A 22,174-nucleotide genomic window follows, 5' to 3' on the forward strand; every position below is an offset into this window, starting at 1 on the left:
GGTAGTAGCGCTGCCCCGCGGCGGCACTATATGGCGCACATGTCGCGCGCGGCCCATCCTTCGATCAGATCATGGCCAGCAGGGACGGCACATCGCGCCCGCGGGCCGACGCCTTGGTTTGTTCAGGTTACATTTCTAAGCTGCGCGGACCTGCGATGCCTGCGCCGTTAATCGCGATTGTCGGTTGCGACGGATCCGGCAAGACGACCCTGACGGCGGATCTACTTCGTGTCCTCGGCAACGAGCGCCTGGTGGGCACGACGTATCTCGGCCTTGGCTCCGGAACCCTCGGCGCGCGTATCCGCGAACTTCCCGTGATCGGTGCGCCGATCGAGAAGCGGCTGGCAAAGAAGGCTGAGCGGACGCGTTCGAAGGAGGATCGTATTCCCGGGCTGGCTACCGCGTTGGTCGTCTACGGGTTCTCTCTGCTCCGTCGCCGCCGTTTTCGCCGTGCGCTCGCCATGCGCGACAGCGGCGTCACCGTGATCACCGATCGCTATCCGCAGGTCGAAGTGCCCGGTTTCTATGACGGCCCCGGACTGTCGGCAGCCAAGGCGGATAGCCCCGCCGTCGCCCGGCTAGCGGCGCGCGAGCGGCGGATGTACGAGTGGATGGCGAGCTATCGCCCCACATTGGTGATTCGCCTCAATGTCGACGTGGAGACGGCCGCAGCGCGCAAGCCGGATCATGATCGCGCGCTGCTCGCCCGCAAGGTGGCAGCGACGCCGCTGCTCCGCTTCGGCGGCGCCCCTATTGTTGATCTGGACGCGCGCGCTCCTTATGAGCAGCTGCGCCAGCAGGCGCTCGATGCGGTTCGCGCCGCCATCGCCTGAACCGCGCGATCCTGCCGAACAGAGATGCAATGACCGAACCGAGCCTGGCGCCATTGATCGCCATCGTGGGAACCGATGGATCGGGCAAGTCGACCGTCGCCAATGCGCTGCTGCCATGGATGCAGGAGCAGCGCCCCACCGAACTCCATCATCTCGGCAAGCAGACCGGGCACATCGGGCGGGCGATCGCGCGGTGGCCGCTGGTTGGCAAGCGCCTCGACAAGACGATCGTGAAGAAGGCCGGGATCGCGCCTGACAGCGATCGGCCGGATACGCTGGCCGCAATGGTGATCTTCGCCTTCTCGATGCGCCGCGTGCGCCGGTTCCGCCGCATGCTCGCCGCGCGTCGGCGCGGGATCGCGATCCTTGCCGATCGCTTCCCGCAGATCGCCGTGCCTGGTCCGATGGATGGACTTGGCCTCGCCCGGGCTCATCCCACCGGCCTTCCCGCGCTGCTCGCACGCCGCGAGCGGGCGCATTACGAGTGGATGGAGCAATATCGCCCCGATCTGGTCGTGCGGCTGAACGTTGATCTTGCCACTGCGCTCAAGCGCAAGCCCGATCATCGACCCTCCTCGCTCGAGACGAAGATCGCGGACGTGCCGCGCCTCACCTTCAATGGCGCGCCGATCGTCGATATCGATTCCACGCTGCCGCTGGATGAGGTGATCGCGCAGGCGAAGGCGGCGATCGCGCCCGTTCTGCGCCGATGAGAAAGTGGTTCGCCGATGGCGTCTTCCGCACAGTGCTGCGCAACGCGGGCTATCTCATTTCCGGCAAGCTGGCAGGCGCGTTGTTCAGCCTGCTCGCTTTTGCCTGCGCCGGCCGCGCGCTGACACCCACCATCTTCGGCGTGCTGATGATCGTTCACAGCTACGCCCATACGGCGGGCGGTCTCGCAAAGTTTCAGACGTGGCAGTTCATCGTGCGGGAAGCGACGCCGGCGCTTCACCATGGCAACGTTGACAAGGCGCGCGACGTCATCCGCTTCTCGTTCGGCCTCGACATTGCGAGCGGCTTGATCGGCATGGTCGGTGCGATCATCGCCTTGCCCTGGCTGGCGGAACGGTTCGGCATCGACCAACGCATGCTGCCGCTGGCGATCGCATATTGCACCCTGGTGCCGACCATGTCCGCGGCAACCGCCACAGGCGCGCTTCGCGTGCTTGACCGGTTCGACCTCATCGCCGGCCAGCAGATCGTCACCCCCGTGCTGCGGGCTGCAGGCGCCGTCCTCTCCTATTTTGCCGATCTCGGCTTCGTCGGGTTCGTCATCACCTGGTATTTGTCCGACCTGCTCGGCGATCTCGTGCTTTGGGCCTATGCCGTTCGTGAGCTGAAGCGGCGCGATATGCTGGACGCGCTGAAGCCGGGATTGTTCGGCACCGCGCGACGTCTGCCGGGCGCATGGGCGTTCGTCTGGACGACCAATGCGGCCCACTCGGTCTATGCCGCATGGGGCCCGCTCAGCAATCTCGTGGTCGCTGCCATCCTCGGCCCGGTCGCCGCCGGCCTCTACAAGATCGCCAGCACCCTGCTCGACTCCGCGGCTAAGCCGGCGGACCTTCTTCGCCGCGGCTATTACCCGGAGATCATGCGCCTCGATCCCCGCGAGCCGCGCCCCTGGCTGCTGGGGGTGCGCGCCGGTGCCCTGGCCGGGCTGACCGGCCTGGCCATCGTCGGGCTGGTGCTGATCGGCGGAAAGCCGCTCATCGGCCTCGTCTTCGGGCAACGGTACCTTGAGGCCTATGACCTGTTGAAGCTGATGGCGGTCTCTCTCGTCGTCGCGATGGCCTTCTTCCCGTTGGAATCGCTGCTCTACATGGCGCAGCGTCAGACGGCCGCATTCCTCGCCCAACTGGTGGCGGTGATCATCTACCTCGCCCTGCTTGCGGGCCTGACCCATGCCTACGGCCTGGAGGGGGCGGGTGTCGCCTACCTCGCCGGCAGCATCGCGGTCGCGCTGTGCATGCTGGTGCCGACGATCAGTGCCTACCGTCATCGCGCCAGCCTGCCTTGGGCCGTGCCGGCATGACGCCGTTGCGCCGCGCCGCGTTGGAAGAAGGAGCCTATGGCGCGCAGACGCTCGACGCGCTCGTCTCAGCCATCGACGTCAACGACCTGATCGATCTGCAAGCGGCGCTGCCCCGAGCCGTGACGCTCGACTACCCGCCGGAGCGCTTTATCGAAGGCTTCCGCCTGTCGCGGCAGCTATGGCAGCTCGGCTTCGATCGTGCGGGCCTGATCGCGCTCGCCGCGCGGCTGCGGCGGGGCGAGACCATCGATGAAGCGCAGCGGCACTGGTTCAAGCAGGTGCGCGCGCGCTTCAAACACCTGCGCTTTGCCTTCTTCCTCTATTCGCAACAGCATCGCTCCCCCAAGATGCTGTCGCTGGTAACCCTCGTGATGGGTGAGCTGCAGGACGCCGTCAAAGTGAAGGGCCCTGCCGAGGTGCAGCAACAGGCGAGCAGGCTGTCCTTCCTCCTGAAGGCGCCGACATGGCGGCTGCTGACGCGCGAAGCGGATCGCTTCGTGCCCAGCGGTGCGGCGGGCTTCCGGCGCTTCACCTTGGCGGAGATGGCATCGCTCCAGCCGCTGCTGGCAGCGCCCACCATCGGCGCACACGCGTTCCACGCCGGCCGCAAGGTGATCAGCCGTCAGGTTTCCTTCCACGACGACATGCGCACGCTCTATCCGGCGGAAGAGCATCAAACCATGGCCCGGTGGCTTGCGACGCTGAACGGCCTGATGGGGCAGTTCCACGACGATCTCGTCGCGCGCAACGCTTCAGGCAAGTTCAGCTACGCACGCGATACCTTTGCACTGCCTGATGACATCCGCAGCCGGCTTGCTGAGCTGGCGACGCTCTATCTCGGCACCAGCAGTTCGGTACCGTCTGCCTCGTAGACCGTACGATAGTGCTTGCGGATCGCGGGGATCAGGCGATTCTCGTGCCACCCCGGATTGCTGCTGCGCATCGCGATCATCGCGATCTCCTTGCGCGCTAGTGCCTCGGTGAGTGCCGGCTGGTCCCCCTTCACCAGGCGCTGCTTGAGCGCGAAGAAATCGAGCGCACTTTGCCGGCCCGCCCAATGGCAGATCGATTGATCGTCACACGCCACGGGTCCGTCTGCCCGGGCGATCTGCTCGATGAAGGGGCGCCAATGGCGCTCTGACTCGCCGCGCCCGGCGAGTTCCCTCACATCCGCCGCTGCCGCCACGGGGAGGAAGGCAATCGGCGGGACCAGCGCCAGTGCAAACCACCGCCATGGCCTTTCCGTCCGCAATGAAGACCCGATCGGCACGACGATCGAAAAGGCAATCATCGTTTCGAACATCGCATTGATGTCCACGCCGGCGCCCGAACGCTGGAGGAAAGCCGTGGGCACGGCGGCACCAAGAAACAGCAACGGCAACAGGAGCCGGGTGTCAGACCGCCAAGCGGCGAGCAGTGGACGCGCCGCGAGCACACCGGGCAGAATGAACATCAGCAACGGAACGCCGTGGACGAGCATTCGGCGCAGCGAATAGCTCCGCGCAGGCCCCAGCACCTGCGCGAACACATCTTCGCCCCAGATCACGTAGAGCCCCCCCAGCGCCGCAGCGGCAATGACCGCGCCCGACGAGACCCAGATCCAAAGCGAGCGGCGATCCGTGAACCAGAGCCACAACGTTACGGCGATGGGGATGGCGACGAGGTTGTGCTTCACCAGGCCGCCAGCAACCACGAGAGCGGCGGCTGCGATCACCGTGCCGGCACTAAGCCCTGCATCGGCACGACGCGGCACCATCAACACCAGAGCCCAGGCCATGAACGCCTGGCCCAGCCACTGCGGATCATTCATCGCGAGATACTTGCGTAGGATGGTGACGCTCAGCGCGGCGAACAATCCCGCGGCGGCGGCGGCAAAAAGCCGATCTGGCACCAATCGTCCGGCAATGATGTAAATTGCCACGCCGACCGCCATCTGGCTCAACAGCGACACGATCCGGCCAGCGAGGATTGCGTCGCCGACGATCGGCTCTACCAAGCTGACGACGAAAAATGACAGCGGAGGGTAATTGTTCGCGAACAATGCGTCCGGCGAGGGATAGAGCAAGCCTTCACCAAAGGCCCGGGCCACATGGCCAGCGTTCCAGCCTTCGTTGACGTTCAGCGAGGCGTGCGCTGGAAGCCACCACAGCCGTCCCAGCATCATCAGCAGGACGACAATGGCGGCGGACAGGGCCAGGCGGCGTGCCCGTGGCGTCCATTCTCCCCGGCCATGGTGATTCTGCGGCGGGTGCCCCTGCGGGCCTCCACCCTCAACATTCGCGACGGCTTGCATTGAAATCTGGCTGGACCTTCATACGTGTTGCAACATATTAGCAACAAGCAAAAAACCGCACCAGCGGATGCTCGGTGCCTTGAACGAGTCTCACTGCTGATGCCTTGGAAGTGCCTCTGTGGCCACTGTTTTGGATAGGGCCGAGGCGTCCCCGATGCCATCGGCATCCAAGTTGAGCGCCGCCATGTCAGCGGATCGTCGCACTCCCCCGCAGGTCAAACCCGGTTCCATTAAGACCGGCCGAACTCCGCGTATCGGCGTGATTCATAACGCACGCGCCCGCCACAACATCGGCCGGGACTTCCCGTTGGTGATCGACGGATGTGACCGCGTCATCCCCCGCACCCATGACGAACTTCACTCCGTGCTCGGCAGCTTTGTCGACAAAGGCATCGACACGCTGATCGTCGAGGGCGGGGACGGCACCGTTCGGGACATACTGTCGATCATCGCGCGCCACTTTCCCCGCTTTCGACCGAGCATGGCGATCGTGCCGTCCGGCAAGACGAACGCGCTGGCGCTGGACCTTGGCATCTCCTCACGCTGGACCCTGGACGATGCGGTGGCCGCGGCTGCCACCGGCCGGACGGCGGAGCGGACGCCGATCGAGATCATCCGTGATGGCCGTGTCGATCTGTGTGGGTTCATTTTCGGGGCCGGCGCCTATCTGCGTGCTACGAAGACCGCCCAGGGAGCGCATCGGATCGGTGCCTTCAATGGGTTGGCGGTCGGCATGTCGATCGCCGCGGGCGTGGGACAAACGGTATTCGGCAAGCCGCACAACCCCTGGCGGAGCGGAGAGCATATGCGCCTCGCATGGGATGCGGAGGAGGCAGTCGACGGCCCGCAATATCTGATCCTCGCCTCCACGCTTGGACGGATGCCGCTGCGCATCAAGCCGTTCGGCCAAGAGCGACTGGGCATGAAGATGCTGCGCATCGACGCGCCGGCTTCGCATGTACTGCGCGCCCTTCCTGCCATCCTGACCGGCGCGCAATGGGCATGGCTCGAGCGTGCCGGCTACCACCGGCATGACATGCGGCAGCTGCAGCTTTCGATGGAGGGCGGCTTCGTCCTCGACGGGGAGACCTTTCCGGGCGGTGACCTAATCTTGCGGCAGGGCGCCCCTGTGGCATTTGTGGTGCCATGACGGACGCCGCCCTCATCACCTTCGTCACGGGCGAACTCGACGTGCATGTCGAGCCCGAAGTGGAGGCCGTGGCGAGCCAGCTGGCGCGCGATCTCCATGGCGTCGCGATCCTCTATTATGGCTCGACGCTGCGCACCGGCGACTTCGACGGGGTGCTCGATTTCTACGTGCTGACCAGCCAGCCTGTCGGCAAGGCGATCCGCCGCCTTGGGATCCGCTGGCTTTGGCCGGACGTCAGCTATCACGAGGTCGTCGTCGACGGTCGTACGATCCGCGCCAAGGTCGCCACCATGCCGATCAGCACGTTCGAAATGGCGGCGCGCGGCCACATGCTGGATACGACGATCTGGACGCGATTCGTCCAGCCCGCCGCCTTGGTGTGGCAGGCCGATCCAACGATCAAGCACCGCGTCGTTCGGGCCGTCGCCGATTCGATCATGACGGCTGCGCGGTTTGCGGCAGTGCTCGGCCCGTCGCGGGGTGAGCCGCGGGATTTCTGGCTGGCGCTGTTCCGCGAAACCTATCGTGCCGAGCTTCGGGTCGAGCCGCCCGGGCGCGAGGCAGTGATCCTGATGCACGATCCGGATCGCTACACCCGCCTGCTACCGATTGCCTGGGAGGCGGCCGGCGTGGAGTTCGAGGAAGCGGACGGTTTGCTGGCGCCGGGCTTCGCCTTCGATCTGGGCCGGGCCACGGCACAGGCATGGCTCTACCGGGCCGACACGGGCAAGCTTCTCAACGTGGCGCGCCTGATCAAGGCTGCCTTCACGTTCGATGGTGCCGCGCGTTACGGCGCGTGGAAGGTGCATCGCCATACCGGCGTCGCGATCGAGTTGACGCCCTGGCGTGAGCGGCATCCGATCCTGGCGTCGTTCTCCGTTATCTGGCGGGTGCTTCGCGCGCGGACATTATGACATTCAATGCGTTGGTCCTCGCCGGGTCACGCGGCGGGGCGGATCCGGCAGCCGCTTATGCCGGCGTCGCGGACAAGGCGATGATCGAGGTCGGCGGGCGCACGATGCTGCACCGGGTAACCGACGCGCTGCGCGAGGCGGGCGCCAGCCGAATTCTTATCGTCGCCTCGTCAACCGCGGTGAAGGATCATGCGGCAACGCTCGGTGCCGAAGCGGTGGACGCTGCCCCGGGCCCGAGCCGAAGCGCGGCGCTGGGATTTGAGCTGCTCGGCGCGCCGCTGCTCGTCACGACGGCCGATCACGCGTTGCTCGAGGCGCGATTGGTGAGCGACTTTCTCGGGCGAGTCCCATCGGACGCTGACGTGGCCATGCTCCTCGCTGAGCGGGCGGTGATCGAGCGCGATGTGCCCGGTACGGAACGCACCTATCTGCGGTTTGCCGATGGCGCCTGGTCGGGGTGCAATCTCTTCTATCTCGCGACGCCGCACGCCATGCGCGTGATCGATTTCTGGCAAGGTGTCGAGGCGGATCGGAAGAAACCGTGGCGCATCGTCCGGCGGCTCGGCCCGCGCTTGCTTCTGCGGTACATCACCGGTCGATTATCGATCGCCACGGCGCTGGACCACGTGGGCGACCGTCTAGGTGCCCGCATCGCGATGGTGCCGAGCCGTTGGGGCCTTGCGGCAGTCGATGTCGACAAGCCGGCGGACCTCGATCTGGTCCGATCGCTGGTCGAAGCCCCCCTTCAGCCCGCAAGCGTCCCAGCCTAGAAATCGACGGCAATTCCCTTCTTCTCCCAATCGCCATAGCGCACGGGGTCGCGACCCAGAGGATCCTCCGCCGGCCGTGGAGCTTCCGCAGGCTTGGGCACCGGTTTGTTAGGCGTCAGATACGCTGGCGGTTTCACATGGGGCGGGCGTTTTGACATCGGCTCTTCCGGTTGCGGCGTTCAACCGCCACATGGGCGCGATGTCGGTCACCGCCAAGCCCCCACGCCGCCCCTCTCAGGACGCCACCAACCGCAATGCCCGTCGTCCGGCCGATCCGCCGGGTACTCCCGCCCGTCGCGCGGCACTTCGACTGCTTGACGCAGTGCTTCGCCGGGGCGACCCGCTCGAGGCGGCGTTGCCCGCGGCGACGCGTGACCTGAAGGAAGCCAATGATCGCGGCCTGGCCCACGCCATTGCCGCAGAGACGCTGCGGCGCCTGCCGGATCTTGATGCGCTGATCGACTCCGCCACTCGTCAGCGGCTTCCGCACGACGCCAAGGCGCGGGCCGCGCTGCGGATCGCCCTGGTGCAGACGCTCGCACTCGGCACACCGCCGCATGCTGCCATCGCTACCGTCCTGCCATTGGTGGACGGGGGGCCGCGCAAGCTCGTCCATGGCGTGTTCGGCTCCCTCACCCGCGGCGGCGGCGCCCTGCCGCCCGCGCCGACGCTTCCGGACGCGGTCGAGGACCGCTGGCGGAGCGCCTGGGGCAGTGACATGATCGAGGCAGCCGCACAGGCGATCGCGACACCGCCACCGCTCGACATCACCCTCGCTGCTCCAGACGGCACTTCGCCTGACGGGGTTTCGCTCGCGCCGAATCATCGCCGCCTGCACAATGCTCCGCCCGTTACGCAGTTGCCGGGGTTCGCCGAAGGGAACTGGTGGGTGCAGGATCTCGCCGCATCGCTGCCGGCGCGGTTGCTGGGGCGCGGGCCGGGCGCCGCGCTCGATCTGTGCGCCGCGCCGGGCGGAAAGACGATGCAACTCGCGGCTGCCGGGTGGGACGTGACGGCGCTGGAGATCGCTCCGGCACGTGCGGCGCGTCTTCATGAGAACCTCGCCCGCACGCAGCTGAAAGCGAAGGTGGTGATCGCCGACGCGCTGGCGTGGGAACCGGAAGCCCCGGTCGATGCCCTGCTGCTCGACGCACCATGCAGCGCAACCGGCATTTTCCGGCGCCATCCGGACGTGCTGTACCGCGCTCACCACGGCGTCATTGCGGAAATGGCCGCACTCCAGACAAAACTGCTCACGCGTGCCGCGTCCTGGGTCCGCCCGGGCGGCCGACTGGTTTATGCCACCTGCTCGCTTGAGCCGGCGGAAGGCGAAGAGCAACTGGCCCGCTTCCTTACCAACCATCCGGACTATCGTGTCCAGGCGCCCGAGCCCAGTGAGCTTCCCGACGGCATCACCGCGCAGGCCGACGGGTTCATCCGCACCCTCCCTGGGACCCTTGCCGGCCTTGGCGGATGCGACGGCTTTTTCATTGTCCGGCTCGTGCGCGCTTCCGCCTGATCGAAACGCACGTTAAGCATTGAACGTCATCCCGACGTTCGGGTCTTGCCCTGTCGATTGCGCCGCCGCTCCCGGTGCGCAGCCGGTGCAAGCACGATCGAAACACATTGCGAGTAGACCGTTGAAGCCTGTCCGTATTGCCCCCTCGATCCTGTCCGCCGACTTTGCGAAACTGGGCGAGGAAATCCGCGCGATCGATGCGGCTGGGGCCGATTGGATCCATGTCGATGTCATGGACGGCCATTTCGTGCCCAACATCACCATCGGCCCCGCCGTGGTGAAGGCGCTTCGCCCGCATACGACCAAGCCGTTCGACGTCCACCTGATGATCTCGCCGATCGACGCCTATCTCGATGCCTTTGCGGAGGCGGGCGCCGACACGATCACCATCCACCCGGAGGCGGGCCCGCACATCCACCGCTCGCTTCAGCACATCAAGTCGCTGGGCAAGCGGGCGGGCGTGGTGCTGAATCCGGGCACGCCGGCCAAGATGCTGGATTACCTTATCGACATGGTCGATTTAGTGCTGGTGATGAGCGTCAATCCCGGCTTCGGCGGCCAGAGCTTCATCGACAACCAGTTGCGCAAGATCGAGGCGATCCGCCGGATGATCGACGCGAGTGGCCGGGATATCGACCTTGAGGTGGATGGCGGGATCGATCAGCGCACGGCGCCGCTGGCGATCAGCGCCGGCGCCGACGCGCTCGTCGCGGGCACCGCCACCTTCCGTGGCGGGCCGTCCGCCTACGCCGACAATATCCGGACGCTGCGAGGCGGATGAAACCAACCGCGGAGACTCCTGCCGCCGACGGGATCGACGAAGGCAAGCGGCTGGTGCGGGCTGGCGGCGACAAGGGCCTGTCGCTCGCCGAACGGCTGACGGATCGCTTCCACCGCCTGACCTGGCGCACGCCGATCCACAGCATCCGTCTGAAGGGGCGGTACCCGCTGAAGCTGATCGCTGTGCCGGACGATCCGCTGTTCGGTGACGTGGAGCGAGGGCAGGCGCTGCTTGCGGGCAAGCTTTCGTTCCGCGGCGAAAGCCATGTCATCGAGGGTCTGGACCTGCGCAGCTTCGCGCCGCGACCAGCCATGGCCGATTATGTCCACAGCTTTGCGTGGCTTCGGGACCTCTCCAGTGTGGCGACCCGCGCCCAGGCGGCGCCAGTCGCAGAAGGGCTGATGGAGCGCTGGCTGGCGGCGCACGGTGAGAAGATCACCGCGCAGGCTTGGCGCCCGGACCTGTGGGGCCGCCGCATCCTGTTCTGGACCGCGCATGCCCCGCTGATCCTTTCCTCGACCGACCTCATCTACCGCTCGAAGGTGCTGAACGCCCTCGCGCGTGGGGCCCGGCACATCGACGGCAGCGCGGACAAGGCGCCGGCCGGCAATGCCCGCGTCGCAGCGTGGTGCGGCGTGATCGCGGCCGGGCTGTTGATCCCGGGCGGCGACCCTCGTCGCGCATTTGGCGAAAGCGGCCTATCCCGTGCACTCGGCTCCGCCTTGTTCGAGGATGGCGGAGTCGTCAGCCGCTCGCCAGAAGCGTTGCTCGACATCGTCATGCTGCTCGCCATGCTGCGGGAAACCTACGCGGCGCGCCGGCTTCTCCTGCCCGAGGTCATGGAGGAAGCGCTCGCCCGCATGGTCCCGGCATTGCTCGGCGTCTGCCACGCGGATCGTGGGCTTTCGAGCTGGCAGGGTGGCGGCCCCGTTCCGGCGGAGCAGGTCGCCCAAGTGATTACCGCCAGCGGCGTGCGCACCCGCCCGCTGCGCCAGGCGCGCGACTGGGGCTATCAGCGGCTGACCGCCGGCACCACCGTCCTCATCATGGACGCAGCGCCCCCGCCGGTTGCCCGCGTCGTGGAGGGCGGCTGCGCGTCCACCCTCGCCTTCGAGTTCTCGGACGGCGCGGCACGCATCATCGTCAACTGCGGCGGCGCGCGCGCGGCGGACGCCCGCCTGCCGACGCCGCTGATCGAGGGGCTGCGCACGACCGCCGCCCACTCGACGCTGACACTTGCCGACAGCAACTCCACCGCGATCCACTCCGACGGCACGCTGGGCCGCGGGGTAGCCGAGCTTGAGCTCAGCCGCCAGGAATCGGAAAATGCCAGCCGGATCGAGGCCAGCCACGACGGCTATGTGCGTCGCTTCGGTTTCGTGCATCGACGACAGCTGATCCTGACCGCCGAGGGACGTGAATTGCGCGGCGACGACGTTCTCCTGCCTCAGGGGCGCCGCCGCCGGACGGGTACGACGCCGTTCACGATCCGCTTCCATCTTGGCCCGGGCGTCGAGGCTTCACCGACCGCAGACAGCCTGGGCGCCGTGCTGCGCGTACCGGGCGGCGCAATCTGGCAGTTCCGCAGCCGCGGCGAATCGCTCGCGATCGAGGAAAGCCTGTGGATCGACTCGGACGGCCGACCGGTCGCCACTCAGCAATTGGTGATCGCGGGGGCTGCCGAGGCAGGCGGCGCGACCGTCAGCTGGAGCCTGAAGCGAGCGCGCTAGGCGCTTTTCTCGTCCGTCAATGCTTGTCGAGGCTTGGGGCAACGGCTCCGGCCCGCTAGGGGAGCGCGCGTCGAATGCGACGCACCGGGCCTGCTGCTCGATCGCCGCTCACCCACCCCTTGCTGCTCCCCGACGGGAGAAGCGGAAAAGAGTGTCATGACCACCATTCCCATTCGCCGCGCCCTGCTGTCCGTATCCGACAAGAGCGGCATCGTCGAATTCGCCACCACGCTTTCTGCCAAGGGGGTCGAGCTGGTTTCCACCGGCGGCACGGCCAAGGCACTGCGCGAGGCCGGTCTGGAGGTGCGTGACGTATCGGATCTCACCGGCTTTCCCGAGATGATGGACGGCCGCGTGAAGACGCTGCACCCGATGGTTCACGGCGGGCTGCTCGCGGTGCGCGATGACGCGGCCCATGCCGCAGCAATGGAAGAGCATGGCATCGGCGCGATCGATCTGGTCGTCGTGAATCTCTATCCTTTCGCCCAGACGGTCGCGAAGGGCGCCGATCGTCCGGAAGTGATCGAGAATATCGACATCGGCGGGCCCAGCATGGTGCGCTCGGCCGCCAAGAACCACGCTTATGTCGCGATCGTCACCGATCCGGCCGACTACGCAATCGTGGCGCGCGGCGAGACGACGCTGGAGGAGCGCAAGCGCCTCGCGGCCAAGGCATTCGCGGCGACCGCCACTTACGATTCGATGATCGCCAGCTGGTTCGGTCTGTCGGATCAGGGCGAGCAGTTCCCGGCTACCCTGCCCTTCACGCTCGAGGCACCCACCGTATTGCGTTATGGCGAGAACCCGCATCAGCAGGCTGCCTTCTATCGCCACGCTGGCTTGTCCACCCCGGGCATCGGTCAAGCCCGCCAGGTCCAGGGCAAGGAGCTGAGCTACAACAACCTCAACGATGCCGACGCCGCGCTGGAACTCGTCAGCGAGTTCCGCGATGCGGACCCGACCTGCGTCATCGTCAAACACGCCAACCCGTGTGGCGTGGCGACCGGCGCCACGTTGGCCGAAGCCTATGAGGCGGCGTTTGCTTGCGACACCGTGTCTGCGTTCGGCGGGATCATTGCCCTCAATCGGCCGCTGGATGCCGCGACTGCCAAGGCGATCACCGGCATCTTCACCGAAGTGGTGGTGGCGCCGGAAGCCGATGAGGAAGCGATCGCGCTGTTTGCGGCGAAGAAGAACCTCCGCTTGCTGCTGACGGGCGCGCTGCCCGATCCGAAGCGGGCCGGGCTGACCGCGAAGACGATCACCGGCGGCTGGCTGGTCCAGTCGCGCGACAACGGCCTGCTGTCGGAAGACATGCTGAAGGTGGTGACCAAGCGTCAGCCGACGCCGCAGGAGCTGGCCGACTGCCGCTTCGCCTGGACGGTGGCGAAGCACGTCAAGTCGAACGCGATCGTCTATGCCAAGGACGGCAGCACGGCGGGGGTCGGCGCGGGGCAGATGAACCGGCTCGAATCCGCGCGCATCGCCGCATGGAAGGCGAAGGACGCGGCCGACAAGGCCGGGTGGAGCGAGCCGCGCACGATCGGGTCGGCCGTGGCCTCGGACGCTTTCTTCCCCTTCGCCGACGGCCTGCTTGCGGCGGTCGAAGCGGGCGCGACGGCTGTGATCCAGCCGGGCGGCTCGATCCGCGACGCGGAAGTGATCGCTGCCGCCGACGAAGCTGGCCTCGCAATGATCTTCACCGGCATGCGCCACTTCCGCCACTGAGGCGCCGCTTGACCAGCCGTCACTCCGGGCTGTCTCCGGCGTGACGGCAAGCAGCGTCTAGCTGCGGGCGAACCACCAGGTGCCGTCGCGCTCCTCGCGGATCGCGCGGCCTTCGAGTTCCAATCGCCGAAGGTGCGCCAGCGCTTCCCCGGTCGCCATGCCGATGACGTCGAGGCCGATTGGCCGGCGGAAGAGAACCTTGAAGCAGTCGACGGCGCGCACCGGTCCGGCCGCCATCAGGTCGACGATCGCATCGAGTCGATCGAGATGCTCGGTCGCGAGCGCGTCCAGCCGCGTGTGGAGCCCGTAGAAGGGATCACCGTGCCCCGGCAGGACGAGCAGATCGTCCGGCAGTTGCTTGAACCGCTCGATCGAGCGCAGCCAGTCACCCAGCGGGTCCTCGTTGGTCTGGCTGACGTGCATCGACACGTTCGAACTGATCTTCGGCAGCACCTGATCGCCAGCGATCAGCACCCGCCGATCGTAATCGATGAGGCACGCATGCTCGGGGCTGTGGCCGCTTCCGGTAACGACGTGCCAGTCGCTGCCACCGATGCGCATCACCTCGCCGTCCTGGATGCGAGTGTATGCCACCGGCATGCGCGCGATCGACTTGCCGAAGCTGGACCAGCCGCGCGACGTGCCGTGCGCCACCTGCTCCTCGTCCCACCCGGCGCCACGCCAGAAGGCGATCTGCTCGGCCGGCACCTCCGGCTGCGCATCGGCCGCCAGCATCCGCACCATCAGCCATTCGGTGCGGGTCATGACGATAGCGGCATCGTCGAAGCGACGGGACAGCCAGCCCGCCAGGCCGACGTGATCGGGATGCATATGGGTGCAAAGGATCCGCCCGATCCGACTGCCGCTGAGCGGACCATCGAGGATCGTTCGCCACGCCTCGGTCGAGCGCGGGCTGGCTGTGCCGGTATCGATCGCCAGCAGATCAAGGCCATCGTCCAGGATCAGGCCATTGACGTGCTTCAGCGGCCCGGACATCGGCACGCGCCACCAGCGAATGCCGTCCATCACGGTCAGCAATTCGCCCGGCTGCGGTCCACGATCGCCGAATGGAAAGGTAAGACCGGCCCAACTGGTGGGCGTCAGCCCCTCATCCCCGATCAACGTGCGTAGATATGCCGTTGCCATGCAGGCAACGCTATCAGCATAACATTCGTTACGTCGAGAGGATTGTTGCCGTTCGTGTCTTTTGCGGTCCGCGGCGCTGGCCGATCATCTGCGCGCCGCGGACAAACCAATTAGCGGCGGAAAGGATCGTCGAACAGCGACTTGGCAGTGGGCACGCCTTCGTCGCCCGCGAGCTCCGCGTCGCGCGCCGCCTGCTGGCGCTCGGCACGCAACTGTTCGATCAGCGCTTCGCGATCGCCATCGAGGCGCGTGTCGACCGGCTGCGCCTCGACGCCGGCGCTCTTGGCGGCCTTGGCGACCGCAGCATCCAGCTCGCGCTGGGTGGTGAGGCCCAGCGTCACCGGATCCTTCGGCGTGATGTTGCTGATGTTCCAGTGCGAGCGATCGCGAATCGCCGCGATGGTCGTGCGGGTGGTGCCGATCAGGTTGGAGATTGCGCCGTCGCTGATTTCCGGATGGTTGCGAATGATCCAGGCGATGCCGTCCGGCTTGTCCTGTCGCTTGGAGACCGGCGTGTAGCGCGGGCCCTTGGTGCGGCGGACCTGCTCGGGCCCCTTGGTCATCTTCAGGCGATAGTTGGGATCCGCCTGACCGCGCTCGATCTCGTCCTGGGTCACTTCGTGGGCACGGACGGGATCACGGCCGGTCAGCTTCGTAGCGGCCGTGTCGTCGGCGATCGCCTGCACTTCAAGAATGTGAAGCCCGCAGAACTCCGCAATCTGCTCAAAGGTGAGCGACGTATTGTCGACCAGCCACGAAGCGGTCGCGTGGGGCATGAGCGGCTGGGCCATGCGAAAAGCCTTTCGGTATAAACAAATAGGGCCGCCCCTTACCGGAGCGGCCGCTTAACCTGCGATGATCTAATGCGGTGGGCCGCTAAGGGCAAGCGTTGCAAGTCACGCAGCCCGCGGGATCTTGATCGGGATCAGCGCGGACAGGAACTGTTCGGCGCTCGCGCGCCAGGTGAAGCCGGCGCCGGCCACCGCGCAAGCGGTGCGATCCAGTGCCAGTGCCTGCGCGATCGCCTGAGCTAGATCCGGGTGCATCGCGCCCGTTTCCGGCGTCAGGACGTCGAGGGGGCCGGGTACGGGATAAGCGGCGACGGGGGTGCCGCAGGCGAGGGCCTCGATCATCACGAGGCCGAACGTGTCGGTGCGGCTGGGGAAGACGAGGACGTCGGCGGTGCGGTAGCAGGCGGCGAGAGCGGTGCCGGTGCGGGGGCCGAGGAAATGGGCGGTGGGGAATCGCTGGCGCAGGCCAGCGAGCGCCGGGCCGTCGCCGACCACGGCCTTGCTGCCCGTAACGGCAACACGCAGGAAAGCCTCAATATTTTTCTCCACCGCGACCCGGCCAACGTACAACAGCAGCGGACGAGGGAGCACGGCGAGGGTGGGATCAACCTTGCCATCAGGTGTGAAATCGGAGGAGACGCCGCGGCCCCAGCGGCGGATGCGGTGGAGGCCCTGCGCCCTCAGCACGGCCTCTATCGTGGGGGTGGAGACGAGGATCGCGTCGGCCGGCTGGTGGAACCAGCGGATGAAACGCCATACCCAGGCGGGGTCAGCACCCGTGCGCGCCCGTACATATTCGGGAAATTGTGTGTGATAAGCGGTCGTGAATGGCCGGCGATGGTCGAGACATGAACGCCGCGCGGCGAGCCCGAGCGGCCCCTCGGTAGCGATATGAACCGCCTCAGCGCCGAACGCCGCGATCCGGCGGCCGACGCTGGCCGCATTCGCGATCGCGAGGCGGATTTCCGGATAGGTCGGGCAAGGCAGTGAGCGGAAGCCGGCGGGGGTGATCGCCAGCACCTCGTGCCCCATCGCGCGAAGCTCGCCGATCACCGATTCGAGCGTGCGCACGACGCCATTGACCTGCGGCGCCCACGCATCCGTGACGATCGCGATCCGCATGGCGATCAGGCTGCCAGCAGGAGGGACTGCGTGCGATCGCGCGCGGCGATCACGTCCGCCCAGTGGAGAATTTCCATCCGGCCGTCCACGTGCTCGACCAGCGCCGTCGCGCTCTCCACCCAGTCACCGTCGTTGTAGTAAGCGACGCCGCCGATCTCGCGGATCTCCGCGGTATGGATATGGCCGCAGACCACCCCGTCGACGCCTCGCGCGCCGGCGGCCTCCGCCACGATCTCCTCGAAGCGGGAGATGAAGGCGACGGCGTTCTTCACCCGCGCCTTGGCGTGCTTGCTGAGCGACCAATAAGGCAGGCCAAGGCGGCGGCGGCAGCCGTTCAGCAGCCGGTTCGCCGCCATCAGCAGCGTGTAGGCGCCGTCCCCAACATGCGCGAGCCAGCGGTGCGCGAGGGTGATCGCGTCGAACTCGTCGCCGTGGAGCACCAGCAGGCGGCGCCCGTCCGCGGTCTCGTGCACGGCGTTGCGGCGGATCGCGATGCCGCCGAAATCGAGGCCACAGAACTGGCGGAACACCTCGTCGTGGTTGCCGGGGATGAAGACCATCCGCGTGCCGCGGCCGGCACGCTTCAGCAGCCGCCAGACGACGTCGTTGTGCGCCGCCGGCCAGAAGAAGCGCCGCCGCAGTCGCCACCCGTCGACGATGTCGCCGACCAGATACATCGTGTCGCTGTCGACATGGTCGAGGAAGTCGATCAGCATCTGCGCGTTGCAGCCGCGGGTGCCGAGATGGACGTCGCTGATCCAGATCGTGCGGTAGCGGGTCCGCTCGACGATCCGTTCGGGCAGATGCGGGCGCGAATTGGCGAAATCGGCGAGGTCGGCGACGTCTGCCATGGAGATCGGGGCAAGCGTCACTGGTGCGAGCGTTGGTTGCATCGGCATGGCGGGGCCCTCCCTGCCGGATGCCGATAGCGGCGCCCCGTGACGCCCACGTCACAGCACGGTGACGGTTTCGAGTCAGGCGTCGAAGGCGATATGCCCCGGCTGTGCCGCCACGCGGGCGAGCCAGGCGCGGAGCGCGGGATGGGCCGACAGGTCGAAGCCGCCCTCGCCCGCCAGATGCGTGTAGGCGTAGAGCGTGATGTCCGCGAGCGTGAGGCGCTCGCCGACGAACCAGCCGCGAGTGGCGAGGTGCCGATCCATCAGGCTCAGCGCTTCGCGACCGGCGACTTCCTTGGCCGGCACCAGCGCAGCCTGCGCGGGCGAGAGGTTCGCCTCGCCGACCAGGTGCCGCCAGAAGCGAAGCGTCGCGATATTGGGTTCGTGGCTATATTGTTCCCAGAACATCCAGCGGAGCATGTCGGCATGCTCGAAGCGATCGCTGGGCGCCAGGGCGCTGCCGTGCGCCAGATAGGCGCAGGCGGCATTGCTTTCGGGGAGGAAGCGATCTCCCACCTGGAGGACCGGGATCCGGCCGGCGGCGTCCACACCAGTCAGGAACGAAGCGGTGCGCGTCTCCCCGCGGCGGATGTCATAGGCGCGCCGCTCGATCGGGATGCCGAGATGCGCGGCGGTGAGGCGGATCTTGTAGCAATTGCCCGAGACCGGGTCTTCGTGGAGGATCAGCGCACCCACCGTCCCGCTCACTTCATCGTCAGGACGATCTTGCCGACATGATCGCCCGCCTCCATCCGGCGGTGCGCCTCGGCAGCTTCGGCCAGCGGGTAGCAGCGATCGAGCACCGGGCGGAGCCTGCCCGCCTCGACATGCGGCCAGACGGTGCGGGAAAGCTCGTCCGCGACCATCGTCTTGAACGCCGTATCGCGGCCGCGAAGCGTGGAGCCGGTGAGCGTCAGGCGGCGGCGCATCACCTCGAAGATCGGGATGGTGGCGGTGGCCCCGCCCTGCACCGCGATCGAGACATGGCGACCGTCGTCCGCGAGGCACTTCAGGTTGCGCGGGACGTAATCACCCCCGACCATGTCGAGCACCGCGGCGCACCCCTTGCCGCCGGTGATCTCGGCGACGCGCGTAACGAAATCCTCGGTCTTGTAATTGATCGCGTGATCGGCCCCCAGCGCCTTGGCCGCGGCGACCTTGTCGTCGGAGCCGGCGGTGACGATGATCGTCAGCCCGAAGATGTTGGCGAGCGCGATCGCCATGGTGCCGATGCCGCTGGTGCCGCCGTGGACGAGCACGGTGTCTCCCTCGACCGCGAAGGCGCGTTCGAACAGGTTGGTCCAGACGGTGAAAAGCGTTTCGGGCAGCGCCGCCGCTTCCTCCATCGACAGCACCTCCGGCACCGGGAGGCACTGGCCGGCGGGTGCGACGGCATATTCGGCATAGCCGCCGCCGGCGACGAGCGCGCAGACCCGCTGGCCAAGCATCTCGCGCCCGACATCGGGGCCGAGCGCGACGATTTCCCCGGCGAGTTCCAGCCCGAGGATCGAGGGCGCGCCGGGCGGCGGCGGATAGCCGCCCTTGCGCTGCAATACATCGGGCCGGTTCACCCCGGCGGCGGCGACGCGAATCAGCACCTCGCCCGCCGCGGGCGTCGGCACGGGCCGTTCGACGGGCACCAGCACCTCCGGCGCGCCTGGCGCCTCCGGATCAATCGCCAGCATCGTCGTCGGAACATCGTGCATTGCTATCCCCTCGCCGCTTCCCGGGTTTCCCCGCCCGGTTGGTAGGCGTCGGCCTTATTGACTTCGCACCTGCAGCGGTCAACGATGCAGCCCATGGATCTGGATGATATCCTTGGGTCCCGGCCCGACGATCCCCTGCCCGCGTTACTGCGCGAGGATCTCGATCGTCTATCCGTTACCGAACTCGAAGCGAGAATTGGCGCGCTGGAAGGCGAAATCGATCGCTGCCGGCGGAAGATCGACAGCGCGGTTAATCACCGGGCAAGCGCCGACGCGTTATTCAAGCGATGAACGCTGGCACACTGGGCTGGCCAATCGCTCCCAGTGTGGAAGCCCCAGCGCTTGATGCCGGGCCCTCCCATCACGACATTGTCGGAAAGGACCCAGCTTCTGCCTGTGGTCCGCTAGGAGTATCCTGAATGCCATCCTTTGCCAGCGCTCTCGAGACCACGCTGCACAAGGCACTCGAGGCCGCATCATCCCGGCGTCACGAATATGCCACGCTCGAACACCTGCTGTTCGCGCTCGTCGATGACGAGCACGCCAGCCAGGTGATGACCGCGTGCGGCGTCGATCTCGGCGAACTCAAGACCACGGTCGCGCACTATCTCGACACCGAGCTTGGCGCACTGAAGGTCGACCAGCAGACCGACCCCTCGCCCACCAGCGGCTTCCAGCGCGTCGTCCAGCGCGCGATCCTGCACGTCCAGTCCTCCGGCCGCGACGAAGTGACTGGCGCCAACGTGCTGGTCGCGCTGTTCTCCGAACGCGAAAGCTATGCCGTTTATTTCCTGCAGCAGCAGGACATGAGCCGCCTCGATGCCGTCAGCTACATCAGCCATGGCGTCGGCAAGGGCGTGTCCGCGCCGGAAGCCTCCACGCCCAAGGGCGCCGAGGACAAGGAAGAGAAGAAGCCGGCGGAGAAGGCCGGCAAGGGCGAAAGCGCGCTCAAGCAGTTCACCGTCGACCTCAACGAGAAGGCGCGGAACGGCAAGGTCGATCCGCTGATCGGCCGCGGGCCGGAGGTAGACCGCACGGTGCAGATCCTGTGCCGCCGCTCGAAGAACAACCCGCTCTATGTGGGCGATCCGGGCGTCGGCAAGACGGCGATCGCGGAAGGCCTGGCGCGCAAGATCGTCGAGGGCGACGTGCCCGACGTGCTGAAGCCCGCCGTGATCTATTCGCTCGACATGGGCGCGCTGCTCGCCGGCACGCGCTACCGCGGCGATTTCGAGGAGCGGCTGAAGCAGGTCGTCAACGAGCTCGAGAAGATGCCGCATGCGGTGCTCTTCATCGACGAGATCCACACCGTGATCGGTGCCGGCGCGACCAGCGGCGGCGCGATGGATGCATCGAACCTGCTGAAGCCGGCGCTGTCGGGCGGCACGATCCGCTGCATCGGATCGACCACCTACAAGGAGTTCCGCAACCACTTCGAGAAGGATCGCGCGCTGCTGCGCCGGTTCCAGAAGATCGACGTGAACGAGCCGACGATCGAGGATACGATCAAGATCCTCGCTGGCCTGCGCTCCGCATTCGAGACGCACCATGACGTCAAGTACACGCCCGACGCGATCAAGTCGGCGGTGGAGCTGTCGGCGCGCTACATCAACGACCGCAAGCTGCCGGACAAGGCGATCGACGTGATCGACGAGGTTGGCGCGATGCAGATGCTGGTGGCGCCGTCGAAGCGGAAGAAGACGATCACGCCCAAGGAGATCGAGCAGGTCATCGCGACGATGGCGCGCATCCCGCCGAAGAGCGTGTCGACCGACGACAAGAAGGTGCTCGAGACGCTCGAGACCGATCTGAAGCGCGTCGTGTTCGGCCAGAACAAGGCGATCGAGAACCTGGCGAGCGCGATCAAGCTCAGCCGCGCTGGTCTGCGCGATCCGGAAAAGCCGATCGGCAATTACCTCTTCACCGGCCCCACCGGCGTCGGCAAGACGGAAGTCGCCAAGCAGCTTGCGACGATCATGGGCATCCCGCTGCAGCGGTTCGACATGTCCGAGTACATGGAGCGCCACTCGGTCAGCCGGCTGATCGGTGCGCCTCCGGGCTATGTCGGCTTCGACCAGGGCGGTCTGCTGACCGACGCGGTCGATCAGAACCCGCATTGCGTGCTGCTGCTCGACGAGATCGAGAAGGCGCATCCCGACCTGTTCAACATCCTCTTGCAGGTGATGGACAACGGGCGCCTGACCGACCAGCACGGCAAGACGGTGGATTTCCGCAACGTCATCCTGATCATGACGACCAATGCGGGCGCCAGCGACATGGCACGCGAGACGCTGGGCTTCGGCAATCTTTCCCGCGAGGGCGAGGACGAGCAGGCGGTGCAGCGGCTGTTCACGCCGGAATTCCGCAACCGTCTCGATGCGATCGTGCCGTTCAGCTACCTGCCGACCGAAGTGGTCGCCCGGGTGGTGGACAAGTTCATCCTCCAGCTGGAGCTGCAGCTGGCGGACCGCGACGTCCACATCAAGCTCGACGACGAGGCGCGCCAGTGGCTCACCACCAAGGGTTATGACAAGCTCTATGGCGCGCGCCCGATGGGCCGCCTGATCCAGGAGAAGATCAAGCAGCCGCTGGCCGAGGAATTGCTGTTCGGCAAGCTCGTCCATGGCGGCGAGGTCGTCGTGAAGCTGAAGGACAATGCGCTGACGTTCGAGATCGTCGGCGCAGCGCCCAAGAAGCCGAAGCGTAAGGGCCGGGCCGCGAAGGTCACGGTGGAGTGAACCAAAAGGGCGCCGGTCGCGG

Annotated in this window: 21 protein-coding genes; 13 read left to right on the forward strand and 8 right to left on the reverse strand. The window is 66.8% G+C overall.

Annotation, left to right across the window (positions count from 1 at the left end; translation table 11 throughout):
* Window positions 1-155: 155 nt before the first annotated feature.
* The 4 genes from ACH0AE_RS02835 to ACH0AE_RS02850 are packed head-to-tail and all read left to right on the forward strand — an operon-like array spanning window position 156 to window position 3,740.
* Entirely contained in the window at window positions 156-833 is a 678-nt protein-coding gene (locus ACH0AE_RS02835; protein WP_294443187.1) for a nucleoside triphosphate hydrolase, read from the forward strand.
* 29 nt (window positions 834-862) lie between these two features.
* Complete coding sequence (locus ACH0AE_RS02840; protein ID WP_294443189.1) at window positions 863-1,546, forward strand: nucleoside triphosphate hydrolase; 684 nt, start codon at window positions 863-865, stop codon at window positions 1,544-1,546.
* Entirely contained in the window at window positions 1,543-2,868 is a 1,326-nt protein-coding gene (locus ACH0AE_RS02845; RefSeq protein ID WP_294443190.1) for a lipopolysaccharide biosynthesis protein, read from the forward strand. Before ACH0AE_RS02840 ends, ACH0AE_RS02845 begins: the two co-directional genes overlap by 4 nt.
* Before the next feature lie 5 nt (window positions 2,869-2,873).
* A complete protein-coding gene (locus ACH0AE_RS02850) occupies window positions 2,874-3,740 on the forward strand; it encodes a hypothetical protein (RefSeq protein WP_294443191.1) in 867 nt (288 codons plus the stop codon).
* Here the strand turns inward: ACH0AE_RS02850 and ACH0AE_RS02855 are convergent.
* Window positions 3,701-5,161 carry a glycosyltransferase family 39 protein gene (locus ACH0AE_RS02855; protein ID WP_294443192.1) on the reverse strand — a complete coding sequence of 487 codons (1,461 nt, stop codon included), beginning with the start codon at window positions 5,159-5,161 and terminating at the stop codon, window positions 3,701-3,703. The two genes, ACH0AE_RS02850 and ACH0AE_RS02855, sit on opposite strands and share 40 nt — an antisense overlap.
* A gap of 259 nt (window positions 5,162-5,420) precedes the next feature.
* Between ACH0AE_RS02855 and ACH0AE_RS02860 the strand changes: the two genes are divergently transcribed.
* The 3 genes from ACH0AE_RS02860 to ACH0AE_RS02870 are packed head-to-tail and all read left to right on the forward strand — an operon-like array spanning window position 5,421 to window position 7,995.
* Window positions 5,421-6,311, forward strand: coding sequence for a diacylglycerol kinase family protein (locus ACH0AE_RS02860; RefSeq protein WP_294443193.1), 891 nt, complete (start codon window positions 5,421-5,423; stop codon window positions 6,309-6,311).
* Window positions 6,308-7,225, forward strand: coding sequence for a hypothetical protein (locus ACH0AE_RS02865; RefSeq protein ID WP_294443195.1), 918 nt, complete (start codon window positions 6,308-6,310; stop codon window positions 7,223-7,225). Before ACH0AE_RS02860 ends, ACH0AE_RS02865 begins: the two co-directional genes overlap by 4 nt.
* Window positions 7,222-7,995 (forward strand): nucleotidyltransferase family protein, encoded by a 774-nt coding sequence (locus ACH0AE_RS02870; protein ID WP_294443196.1) that lies wholly within the window; start codon window positions 7,222-7,224, stop codon window positions 7,993-7,995. The genes ACH0AE_RS02865 and ACH0AE_RS02870 overlap by 4 nt, the downstream gene beginning before the upstream one ends.
* Here ACH0AE_RS02870 and ACH0AE_RS02875 read toward each other — a convergent pair.
* Window positions 7,992-8,153 (reverse strand): DUF1674 domain-containing protein, encoded by a 162-nt coding sequence (locus ACH0AE_RS02875; protein WP_294443197.1) that lies wholly within the window; start codon window positions 8,151-8,153, stop codon window positions 7,992-7,994. The genes ACH0AE_RS02870 and ACH0AE_RS02875 overlap by 4 nt on opposite strands.
* Before the next feature lie 41 nt (window positions 8,154-8,194).
* Between ACH0AE_RS02875 and ACH0AE_RS02880 the strand changes: the two genes are divergently transcribed.
* The 4 genes from ACH0AE_RS02880 (at window position 8,195) to purH (ending at window position 13,753) form a co-directional block, all read left to right on the forward strand.
* Window positions 8,195-9,514 (forward strand): RsmB/NOP family class I SAM-dependent RNA methyltransferase, encoded by a 1,320-nt coding sequence (locus ACH0AE_RS02880; protein WP_294443213.1) that lies wholly within the window; start codon window positions 8,195-8,197, stop codon window positions 9,512-9,514.
* 121 nt (window positions 9,515-9,635) lie between these two features.
* Complete coding sequence (gene rpe, locus ACH0AE_RS02885; RefSeq protein ID WP_294443198.1) at window positions 9,636-10,295, forward strand: ribulose-phosphate 3-epimerase; 660 nt, start codon at window positions 9,636-9,638, stop codon at window positions 10,293-10,295.
* Window positions 10,292-12,025 carry a heparinase II/III family protein gene (locus ACH0AE_RS02890; RefSeq protein WP_406875425.1) on the forward strand — a complete coding sequence of 578 codons (1,734 nt, stop codon included), beginning with the start codon at window positions 10,292-10,294 and terminating at the stop codon, window positions 12,023-12,025. Before rpe ends, ACH0AE_RS02890 begins: the two co-directional genes overlap by 4 nt.
* A 156-nt stretch (window positions 12,026-12,181) precedes the next feature.
* A complete protein-coding gene (purH, locus tag ACH0AE_RS02895) occupies window positions 12,182-13,753 on the forward strand; it encodes a bifunctional phosphoribosylaminoimidazolecarboxamide formyltransferase/IMP cyclohydrolase (protein WP_294443200.1) in 1,572 nt (523 codons plus the stop codon).
* A 57-nt stretch (window positions 13,754-13,810) separates the two neighbouring features.
* Here the strand turns inward: purH and ACH0AE_RS02900 are convergent, their stop codons facing one another.
* From ACH0AE_RS02900 to ACH0AE_RS02925, 6 genes are all read right to left on the reverse strand, one after another.
* Window positions 13,811-14,899: an MBL fold metallo-hydrolase gene (locus ACH0AE_RS02900; RefSeq protein WP_294443201.1), complete on the reverse strand. Its 1,089-nt coding sequence runs from the start codon at window positions 14,897-14,899 to the stop codon at window positions 13,811-13,813.
* Window positions 14,900-15,009: 110 nt separating this feature from the next.
* The gene (locus ACH0AE_RS02905) at window positions 15,010-15,690 is read right to left on the reverse strand and encodes a DUF1013 domain-containing protein (RefSeq protein ID WP_294443202.1); all 681 of its coding nucleotides are present in this window, start codon (window positions 15,688-15,690) and stop codon (window positions 15,010-15,012) included.
* A 105-nt stretch (window positions 15,691-15,795) separates the two neighbouring features.
* The gene (locus tag ACH0AE_RS02910; RefSeq protein ID WP_294443203.1) at window positions 15,796-16,812 is read right to left on the reverse strand and encodes a glycosyltransferase family 1 protein; all 1,017 of its coding nucleotides are present in this window, start codon (window positions 16,810-16,812) and stop codon (window positions 15,796-15,798) included.
* A 5-nt stretch (window positions 16,813-16,817) separates the two neighbouring features.
* The gene (locus ACH0AE_RS02915) at window positions 16,818-17,705 is read right to left on the reverse strand and encodes a UDP-2,3-diacylglucosamine diphosphatase (protein WP_294443214.1); all 888 of its coding nucleotides are present in this window, start codon (window positions 17,703-17,705) and stop codon (window positions 16,818-16,820) included.
* An 81-nt stretch (window positions 17,706-17,786) separates the two neighbouring features.
* Window positions 17,787-18,404, reverse strand: a complete 618-nt coding sequence (locus tag ACH0AE_RS02920) for a glutathione S-transferase family protein (RefSeq protein WP_294443204.1) — start codon at window positions 18,402-18,404, stop codon at window positions 17,787-17,789.
* Between the two features lie 8 nt (window positions 18,405-18,412).
* A complete protein-coding gene (locus ACH0AE_RS02925) occupies window positions 18,413-19,414 on the reverse strand; it encodes an NAD(P)H-quinone oxidoreductase (protein ID WP_294443205.1) in 1,002 nt (333 codons plus the stop codon).
* A 93-nt stretch (window positions 19,415-19,507) separates the two neighbouring features.
* On the opposite strand from ACH0AE_RS02925, the gene ACH0AE_RS02930 reads away from it, so the two are divergent.
* Entirely contained in the window at window positions 19,508-19,705 is a 198-nt protein-coding gene (locus ACH0AE_RS02930) for a DUF1192 domain-containing protein (RefSeq protein WP_294443206.1), read from the forward strand.
* A gap of 128 nt (window positions 19,706-19,833) precedes the next feature.
* A complete protein-coding gene (gene clpA, locus ACH0AE_RS02935) occupies window positions 19,834-22,152 on the forward strand; it encodes an ATP-dependent Clp protease ATP-binding subunit ClpA (RefSeq protein ID WP_294444904.1) in 2,319 nt (772 codons plus the stop codon).
* Window positions 22,153-22,174: the final 22 nt, after the last annotated feature.

The sequence above is a fragment of the Sphingomonas sp. 179-A 2A2 NHS genome, from assembly GCF_045371305.1.
Classification (GTDB): domain Bacteria; phylum Pseudomonadota; class Alphaproteobacteria; order Sphingomonadales; family Sphingomonadaceae; genus Sphingomonas.

Excerpts from the sequence above, each read along its gene's own strand:
- ACH0AE_RS02835 (WP_294443187.1), top strand. The coding sequence starts at position 156 with ATGCCTGCGCCGTTAATCGCGATTGTCGGTTGCGACGGATCCGGCAAG.
- ACH0AE_RS02840 (WP_294443189.1), top strand. The coding sequence starts at position 863 with ATGACCGAACCGAGCCTGGCGCCATTGATCGCCATCGTGGGAACCGAT.
- ACH0AE_RS02845 (WP_294443190.1), top strand. The coding sequence starts at position 1,543 with ATGAGAAAGTGGTTCGCCGATGGCGTCTTCCGCACAGTGCTGCGCAAC.
- ACH0AE_RS02855 (WP_294443192.1), bottom strand. The coding sequence starts at position 5,161 with ATGCAAGCCGTCGCGAATGTTGAGGGTGGAGGCCCGCAGGGGCACCCG.
- ACH0AE_RS02865 (WP_294443195.1), top strand. The coding sequence starts at position 6,308 with ATGACGGACGCCGCCCTCATCACCTTCGTCACGGGCGAACTCGACGTG.
- ACH0AE_RS02870 (WP_294443196.1), top strand. The coding sequence starts at position 7,222 with ATGACATTCAATGCGTTGGTCCTCGCCGGGTCACGCGGCGGGGCGGAT.
- ACH0AE_RS02875 (WP_294443197.1), bottom strand. The coding sequence starts at position 8,153 with ATGTCAAAACGCCCGCCCCATGTGAAACCGCCAGCGTATCTGACGCCT.
- ACH0AE_RS02880 (WP_294443213.1), top strand. The coding sequence starts at position 8,195 with ATGTCGGTCACCGCCAAGCCCCCACGCCGCCCCTCTCAGGACGCCACC.
- ACH0AE_RS02890 (WP_406875425.1), top strand. The coding sequence starts at position 10,292 with ATGAAACCAACCGCGGAGACTCCTGCCGCCGACGGGATCGACGAAGGC.
- purH (WP_294443200.1), top strand. The coding sequence starts at position 12,182 with ATGACCACCATTCCCATTCGCCGCGCCCTGCTGTCCGTATCCGACAAG.
- ACH0AE_RS02900 (WP_294443201.1), bottom strand. The coding sequence starts at position 14,899 with ATGGCAACGGCATATCTACGCACGTTGATCGGGGATGAGGGGCTGACG.
- ACH0AE_RS02905 (WP_294443202.1), bottom strand. The coding sequence starts at position 15,690 with ATGGCCCAGCCGCTCATGCCCCACGCGACCGCTTCGTGGCTGGTCGAC.
- ACH0AE_RS02910 (WP_294443203.1), bottom strand. The coding sequence starts at position 16,812 with ATGCGGATCGCGATCGTCACGGATGCGTGGGCGCCGCAGGTCAATGGC.
- ACH0AE_RS02915 (WP_294443214.1), bottom strand. The coding sequence starts at position 17,705 with ATGCAACCAACGCTCGCACCAGTGACGCTTGCCCCGATCTCCATGGCA.
- ACH0AE_RS02925 (WP_294443205.1), bottom strand. The coding sequence starts at position 19,414 with ATGCACGATGTTCCGACGACGATGCTGGCGATTGATCCGGAGGCGCCA.
- ACH0AE_RS02930 (WP_294443206.1), top strand. The coding sequence starts at position 19,508 with ATGGATCTGGATGATATCCTTGGGTCCCGGCCCGACGATCCCCTGCCC.
- clpA (WP_294444904.1), top strand. The coding sequence starts at position 19,834 with ATGCCATCCTTTGCCAGCGCTCTCGAGACCACGCTGCACAAGGCACTC.